At 63.9% G+C, this 6,843-nt stretch carries 7 protein-coding genes; 3 read left to right on the forward strand and 4 right to left on the reverse strand.

What is annotated here, in order from left to right; translation table 11 throughout:
* Positions 1-23: 23 nt before the first annotated feature.
* On the reverse strand, positions 24-947 hold the full coding sequence (locus Q3C01_RS40850) for a LysR family transcriptional regulator (RefSeq protein ID WP_458150992.1): 924 nt from the start codon (positions 945-947) through the stop codon (positions 24-26).
* 216 nt (positions 948-1,163) lie between these two features.
* Here Q3C01_RS40850 and Q3C01_RS40855 point away from each other — a divergent pair, with 216 nt between their 5' ends.
* Genes Q3C01_RS40855 through Q3C01_RS40865 form a run of 3 tightly spaced genes read left to right on the forward strand, consistent with a single transcriptional unit; the run spans position 1,164 to position 3,398 of the window.
* Positions 1,164-1,874: an SDR family NAD(P)-dependent oxidoreductase gene (locus Q3C01_RS40855; protein ID WP_458150993.1), complete on the forward strand. Its 711-nt coding sequence runs from the start codon at positions 1,164-1,166 to the stop codon at positions 1,872-1,874.
* 19 nt (positions 1,875-1,893) lie between these two features.
* Entirely contained in the window at positions 1,894-2,130 is a 237-nt protein-coding gene (locus tag Q3C01_RS40860) for a tautomerase family protein (RefSeq protein ID WP_458151001.1), read from the forward strand.
* A 32-nt stretch (positions 2,131-2,162) separates the two neighbouring features.
* Positions 2,163-3,398: an MFS transporter gene (locus Q3C01_RS40865; RefSeq protein WP_458150994.1), complete on the forward strand. Its 1,236-nt coding sequence runs from the start codon at positions 2,163-2,165 to the stop codon at positions 3,396-3,398.
* A 12-nt stretch (positions 3,399-3,410) separates the two neighbouring features.
* Here Q3C01_RS40865 and Q3C01_RS40870 read toward each other — a convergent pair whose 3' ends face one another.
* From Q3C01_RS40870 to Q3C01_RS40880, 3 genes are all read right to left on the reverse strand, one after another.
* Positions 3,411-4,871 (reverse strand): flavin-containing monooxygenase, encoded by a 1,461-nt coding sequence (locus tag Q3C01_RS40870; RefSeq protein WP_458150995.1) that lies wholly within the window; start codon positions 4,869-4,871, stop codon positions 3,411-3,413.
* Between the two features lie 160 nt (positions 4,872-5,031).
* Complete coding sequence (ahcY, locus tag Q3C01_RS40875) at positions 5,032-6,453, reverse strand: adenosylhomocysteinase (protein WP_458150996.1); 1,422 nt, start codon at positions 6,451-6,453, stop codon at positions 5,032-5,034.
* Positions 6,454-6,576: 123 nt separating this feature from the next.
* Positions 6,577-6,843, reverse strand: a 267-nt coding sequence (locus tag Q3C01_RS40880; protein WP_458150997.1) for a methionine adenosyltransferase domain-containing protein, incomplete at its 5' end; no start/stop codon positions are given.

Consider the following 6,843-nt stretch of genomic DNA (forward strand, 5'->3'; position numbering starts at 1 on the left):
TCGCGCGGCGAACGAGTCACAATTCAGCGAGTGTCGATAGCCTTCTTGAGGACCGCAAACTGCTTCTTCAACCGCGGTACGGCAAAATCCGTGAAGGCTCGCACTTTCGGCACAGAGAGTCGGCCCTGCGGCGAAATCAGGTGGACGGGCATTTCGGGATCCTCATCGCTCGCAAGCACGATGTCGAGCTCCCCGCGATGCACCTGCTCGGCGACTTGATAGGAATACATCCGCGCGACGCCGCGCCCGGCTACGGCGGAAGCGACCGCCGCATAGGTGCTGTTGATCACGAGGCGCGGCGTGAACTGAACGGTTCGCGGCACCATGGAGCCGGGCTCCGGCGCAAACGTCCAGGAATTCGGCAGATGAGCCATGGCGACGATCTGATGCTTGGCGAGATCGCCGGGCTCCACGATGCGTGGATGCTGGTTGAGATATCGCGGAGCAGCCACCACGACACGGCGGACGTCACCGAGCTTCATCGCCACCATCGCGGAGTCCGAGAGAGGACCGATGCGGAGCGCCACGTCGACGCCCTCTTCGATCAGATTGACCGCCCTGTCGAACAGCAAGAGCTTGGCCGACACCGTCGGGTAGGCATCCAGAAACGTGTCGAGGATCGGCCGCAGCACCATCTCGCCGGAGACCACAGGCGCAGTGATCGCAAGCGTGCCGCGCGGCGCGGCACGCGGCCCCGCCGCGATATCGTCGGCCTCCTCCAGCTCGGTCAGCACGCGGCGGCAGATCGCCACGTAACGCTCGCCCTCCTCGCTGAGCTTGATCGACCGCGTCGTACGGTGCAGGAGCTCGGCGCCGACCCGCTCCTCCAGGAAGGCGATGGCGCGGCTCACTGCGGCCGGCGAGCGGCCGAGTTTGCGGCCAGCAGCAGCAAGGCTGCCTTCGTCCACCGCAAGGACGAACACCTTCATCGCGTCGAGACGATCCATGCGCTTTCCGTTACCTCACAAAGTCCGACTGCAAGCTAGGCGCTCACGCGCGGCGCGACAACCGCCGCAAGGACTGATCCGCCATTCGATCGCGCCGCGAAAGAGTGTCTGCCGGACAGTGCGTATTCGCAACCAAGCTGCCGCGGCGTACTTGAGCGTCCAGGCCAGTCGCAGCTCCGCAGCCGACCGGCATCCTTTCAATATCAGGAGCCCATCATGGGTATCGAGCAGAAAGTCGCCATTATTACCGGTGCATCGCAGGGTATCGGCGCCGCCCTCGTCCAAGCCTACCGCGACCGCAATTATCGGGTCGTCGCAACGGCCCGCAGCATCAAGCCGTCGAGCGACGACGAAGTCCTCGCCGTTCCCGGCGACATTGCCGACTGGAACACCGCTGAGCGCGTGGTGTCTCAGGCCGTCGCCCGGTTCGGCCGTGTCGACACGCTGGTCAACAATGCCGGCATCTTCCTCGCCAAGCCGTTCACGCAGTACACCGCCGAGGACTACGCGGCGGTGATGGGCATCAACGTCGCGGGCTTCTTCCGCATCACACAGCTCGCTATCGCCGAGATGGAAAAGCAGGGCTCGGGCCACGTCGTCCAGATCACGACCAGCCTGGTCGATCAGGCCAATTCGAACGTGCCATCAGTGCTGGCATCGTTAAGCAAGGGCGGGCTCGCGGCCGCGACAAAGTCGCTGGCGATCGAATACGCCAAGCGTGGCATTCGCGTAAACGCGGTTTCGCCCGGCATCATCAAGACGCCGATGCATTCCGTCGAGACACATGCCCAGCTCGGCGCGATGCATCCCGTCGGCCACATGGGCGAGACGTCGGACATCGTCGACGCCGTGCTCTATCTCGAGCAGGCTGGCTTCGTAACCGGCGAGATCCTGCATGTCGACGGCGGCCAGAGCGCTGGCCATTGATCCGACAGGAGGGTTCACCGTGCCCATCGTCACCATTCAAGTGACCCGCGAGGGAACGACGCCGGGCGCGGCGTCGCTCACCGCGGAGGAGAAAGCCGCGCTGATCAAGGGCTCGAGCCAGTTGCTGCTCGATGTCCTCGGCAAGCCGCTGGATTCGACCTTCGTCGTGATCGAAGAGGTCGACACCGACAATTGGGGCTGGGGCGGCCTGCCCGTCCGCGAGTTCCGGCGCCGCCGCGCGGCGCAACCAGGCTGATCCGTGCGCGATGAAGCGCGCAGGAGGACGACATGACTGAACTGAATGCGGACGCTCGCAAGCCCCACGCCCACGTCCGGCCGCATGAGCGGCCGGGCGCCGCCTGGCGATTTGCAATGGCGGGCTTGTGTGCTTCGCTGGTTGGATTAGGCCTCGCTCGCTTTGCCTACACGCCGCTGATTCCAGCCCTGATCGCCGGCAAATGGTTCAGCGCATCCGATGTCGTCTATCTCGGCGCTGCGAACCTCGCCGGCTATCTCGCCGGTGCGCTGATCGCGCGACCGGCCGCTGCTCGTCTTGGCGCGGTCCGTGCGCTGCGCGTCATGATGCTGCTCGCCACGCTGTCCTGCTTTGCCTGCGCGGTGCCGGTATCTTTCACCTGGTTCTTCGCCTGGCGTTTCCTGGCGGGCCTCACCGGCGGCATCATCATGGTGCTGGCTGCCTCGGTCGTGCTGCCGCACACCTCGCCCGCCAAGCGCGGCATCGTAGGCGGCGTGATTTTCGCAGGTGTCGGGCTCGGCGTTGCCGCCTCGGGCACGCTGGTGCCGCTATTGCTGCAACAGGGTTTGCGGCAAAGCTGGTACGGGCTCGGGATTCTCTCTGGCCTGTTGACCCTTCTCAGCTGGTGGAACTGGCCCGCGGACGCGCCGGCCCAAGCTGCGTCCTCATCTCACCATGCCAAGCATGGTCGCACCTCGCTCGCGGCGCGCGCCCTGCTGGTCCAGTACGGACTCAACGCCGTGGCGCTCGTGCCGCACATGGTCTTCATCGTCGATTTCGTAGCGCGCGGCCTTGGCCAGGGCATCGCGGCGGGGTCGCGCTACTGGGTGCTCTATGGTCTCGGCGCGATCGTGGGTCCGCTCGTCACCGGCCATCTCGGCGACCGGAGCGGATTTGGCCCCTCTTTGCGCGCGGCTTTCCTGATCGAGGCCGCCGCGGTCCTGCTTCCGACTGTCAGCACCGCACCGGTCTCCCTGATTGTCTCGAGCGTGGTCGTCGGCGCCTTCACGCCCGGCATCGTGCCGCTTGTGCTCGGGCGCATCCATGAGCTCATCCCGCACAGCGCCGAGCAGCAGCGTGCCACATGGAGCCACGCGACCACCAGCTTTGCCCTGTTCCAGGCGGCTGCGGCCTATGGCTTCTCCTGGTTGTATGCGCAGACCGGCGGTGACTATCTGGTGCTGTTCGGTCTCGGCGGAGGCGCCGTGATGCTGGCGCTGGCCATCGATCTCGGCCTGGCACTGACTCTCCGCAAGCAAGAGACGTGAGGACGGCGGCGATCAGGAATACTGCATCACGCCGTCGTCGACCTTGCCGAACCGCAGCGAGACGATGTCGAACGCATAGTTCTGATACAGCCGCCACGGCCGCTTCGAGCCCTGCTTCGGCATCTTTGCAATCGATCGCTGCACATAGCCCGAGGTGAAATCGAGCGAAGGCTGGGCGGTGACCGTCGCATCCTCATTGTGCGGCACGCACTGGCGGAAATTGTGCCGGTCCATGTAGTTGATGAGCCGGCAGACATATTCGCAGGTGAGGTCGCATTTCAGCGTCCACGACGCGTTGGTGTAGCCGAAGGCCGACGCAAGGTTCGGCACGTCCGCATACATCATGCCCTTGTAGGTCAGCGTATTGGCGAAATCGACCACGCGGCCGTCGACACTGACCTCGAGCCCGCCAACCACCTGAAGCACGAGCCCTGTCGCGGTGACGATAATGTCGGCAGCGAGCTCGCTGCCATCCTTGAGACGAATCCCGTCTTTCGTGAAGGTGTCGATCTCGTTGGTGACGACGGAGGCACGCTTCTCGCGGATCGCCGTGAAGAGGTCGCCGTCGGGCACCAGGCACAGCCGCTGATCCCAGGGATTGTAGCGCGGCGTGAAATGCGTCGCGACGTCGTAGTCCGGTCCCAGCGCCATCTGCACGCCCTTCAGAATCAGATCCTTCACCTTGGCGGGCCGGCGCCGGCTGAGCTGGAAGAAGAACATGCCCCACATTACATTGCGCCAGCGGATCAAATGATAGGCGAGCGTCGCCGGCAGGTTGCGGCGCAGCTTGTTGGCGAGCGGATCTTGCGCCGGACGCGACACGACATAGGTCGGCGAGCGCTGGAGCATGACGACCTCTGAGGCCTTCTTCGCAAGCTCCGGCACCAACGTCACGGCAGTGGCGCCCGATCCGATCACCACGACGCGCTTATCGGCGTACTCGATGTCCTCGGTCCACTTCTGCGGATGCACGATGCGGCCTTGAAAATCCGCGGTACCGTTGAACTCCGGCGTGTAGCCTTCCTCGTATTTGTAATAGCCGGAGCACATAAACAGGAAATTGCAGGTGAAGCGCACGATCTCGGATCCGCCTTCGTCCGTTACGCGCTCGGCTTCGACGGTCCAGCGCGCATCAGGCGTCGACCACGACGCGCGCTTGACGCGATGGCGGAAACGGATCTTCTTGTCGATGCCGTTCTCAGATGCCGTCTCGCGCACGTAGCTGAGAATTTGCGGCCCGTCTGCAATCGCCTTCGGATCGGTCCACGGCTTGAAGGAATAGCCGAGCGTGAACATGTCGCTGTCCGAGCGGATGCCGGGATAGCGGAACAGATCCCAGGTGCCGCCGATGCAGTCGCGCCCTTCGAGGATGACGTAGCTCTTGCCCGGGCATTTCGTTTGCAGATGGTAGCCCGCGCCGATGCCGGACAGGCCGGCGCCCACGATGAGGACGTCGAAATGTTCTTGTTGCATGGTTTCCTCCGCCGCCAAGGATTGTCCGACCATCACTGCCGCCCGTCAATCGCTAATCGGCCTCCGATGCAACCGGGAGGAGAATCCCGTAGTTTCCGGCCTGAAAAACAAAAGCCCCGGATTGCTCCGGGGCTTCTGCATGTTGCGAGGCAATCGGACCTCAGTAGCGATAGTGATCCGACTTGTACGGACCTTCCTGCTTGACGCCGATGTAGTCGGCCTGGTCCTTGCGCAATTCGGTGAGCTTGACGCCGAGCTTGGCGAGATGCAGGCGGGCGACCTTCTCGTCGAGCGACTTCGGCAGCACGTAGACCTTCTTTTCGTACTTGCCGTCCTTGTTGTTGGCGAACAGCTCGATCTGCGCCAGCGTCTGGTTGGTGAAGGACGCGGACATCACGAAGCTCGGATGACCCATGGCGTTGCCGAGGTTCACGAGGCGGCCTTCCGACAGCATGACGATGCGATGCTTGTCGGGAAATTCGATCTCGTCGACCTGGGGCTTGATGTTGGTCCACTTCAGATTGCGCAGAGATGCGATCTGGATCTCGTTGTCGAAGTGGCCGATGTTGCAGACGATGGCGCGATCCTTCATCGCGCGCATGTGCTCGATGGTGATGATGTCCTTGTTGCCGGTGGCGGTGACGAAGATGTCGGCGCGCGGCGCGGCATCTTCCATGGTCGTGACTTCATAGCCTTCCATCGCCGCCTGCAGCGCGCAGATCGGATCGACTTCCGACACCATCACGCGGCAACCGGCCTGGCGCAGCGAGGCGGCCGAGCCCTTGCCGACGTCGCCGAAGCCCGCGACCATCGCGATCTTGCCGGACATCATCACGTCGGTGCCGCGGCGAATGCCATCGACGAGCGATTCTCGGCAGCCATAGAGGTTGTCGAACTTCGACTTGGTCACGCTGTCGTTGACGTTGATGGCGGGGAAGAGCAGCGTGCCCCTGTTGGCCATCTCGTAGAGGCGATGCACGCCCGTCGTGGTCTCTTCCGAGACGCCCTTGATGTTCTTGGCGATCTCGCCGAAGTAACCCTTAGGCTTCTCCTTCAGGAGGCGCTTGATCAGCGCGTAGAAGATCTCCTCTTCCTCGGAGCCCGGCTTGTCGAGGAAGGCGGTGTCGCCGTTCTCGGCGCGGACGCCGGCATGCACCAACATGGTCGCGTCGCCACCGTCATCGAGGATCATGTTCGGCGTGCCGCCGCCGTGCCAGTCGAACAGCTTTGCGGTGTAGTCCCAGTATTCGGTCAGCGTCTCGCCCTTCACGGCGAAAACGGGAATGCCGGCCGCGGCGATCGCGGCGGCGGCGTGATCCTGCGTCGAATAGATGTTGCAGGAGACCCAGCGGATGTCGGCGCCAAGCGCGGCCAGTGTCTCGATCAGGACCGCAGTCTGGATCGTCATGTGCAGCGAGCCGGCGATGCGCGCGCCCTTCAGCGGCTGCTTGGGGCCGAACTCCTCACGGGTGGCCATCAGGCCGGGCATTTCGGTCTCGGCGAGCGAGATCTCCTTGCGGCCGAAATCGGCGAGCGAGATGTCCTTGACGATGTAATCGGTGAAGCCGGGCTTCGCGTTCATGTCGAGCTTCCTGTTGTTTGAAAAAGTCATTCCGGGGCGCTCGTGAAATGAGCGAACCCGGAATCCAGCGGTTCGAGATTCCGGGTTCGCCGCTGACGCGGCGCCCCGGAATGACATCGGTGATCAGAGCGCGCGCTTGAGCGGCTCGACCAGGTCGGTCTTCTCCCAGGAGAAGCCGCCCTCGTTGTCCGGCGTGCGACCGAAATGGCCGTAGGCCGAGGTGCGCGCGTAGATCGGGCGGTTGAGATCGAGATGGGTGCGAATGCCGCGCGGGGTGAGGTCCATCGCCCTGGCGGCGGCCTGCTCGAGCTGATCCTCCGACACCTTACCGGTGCCGTGGGTGTCGATGTAGATCGACAGCGGACGCGCCACGCCGATGGCGTAAGCAAG

This window comes from Bradyrhizobium sp. UFLA05-109, assembly GCF_054185165.1.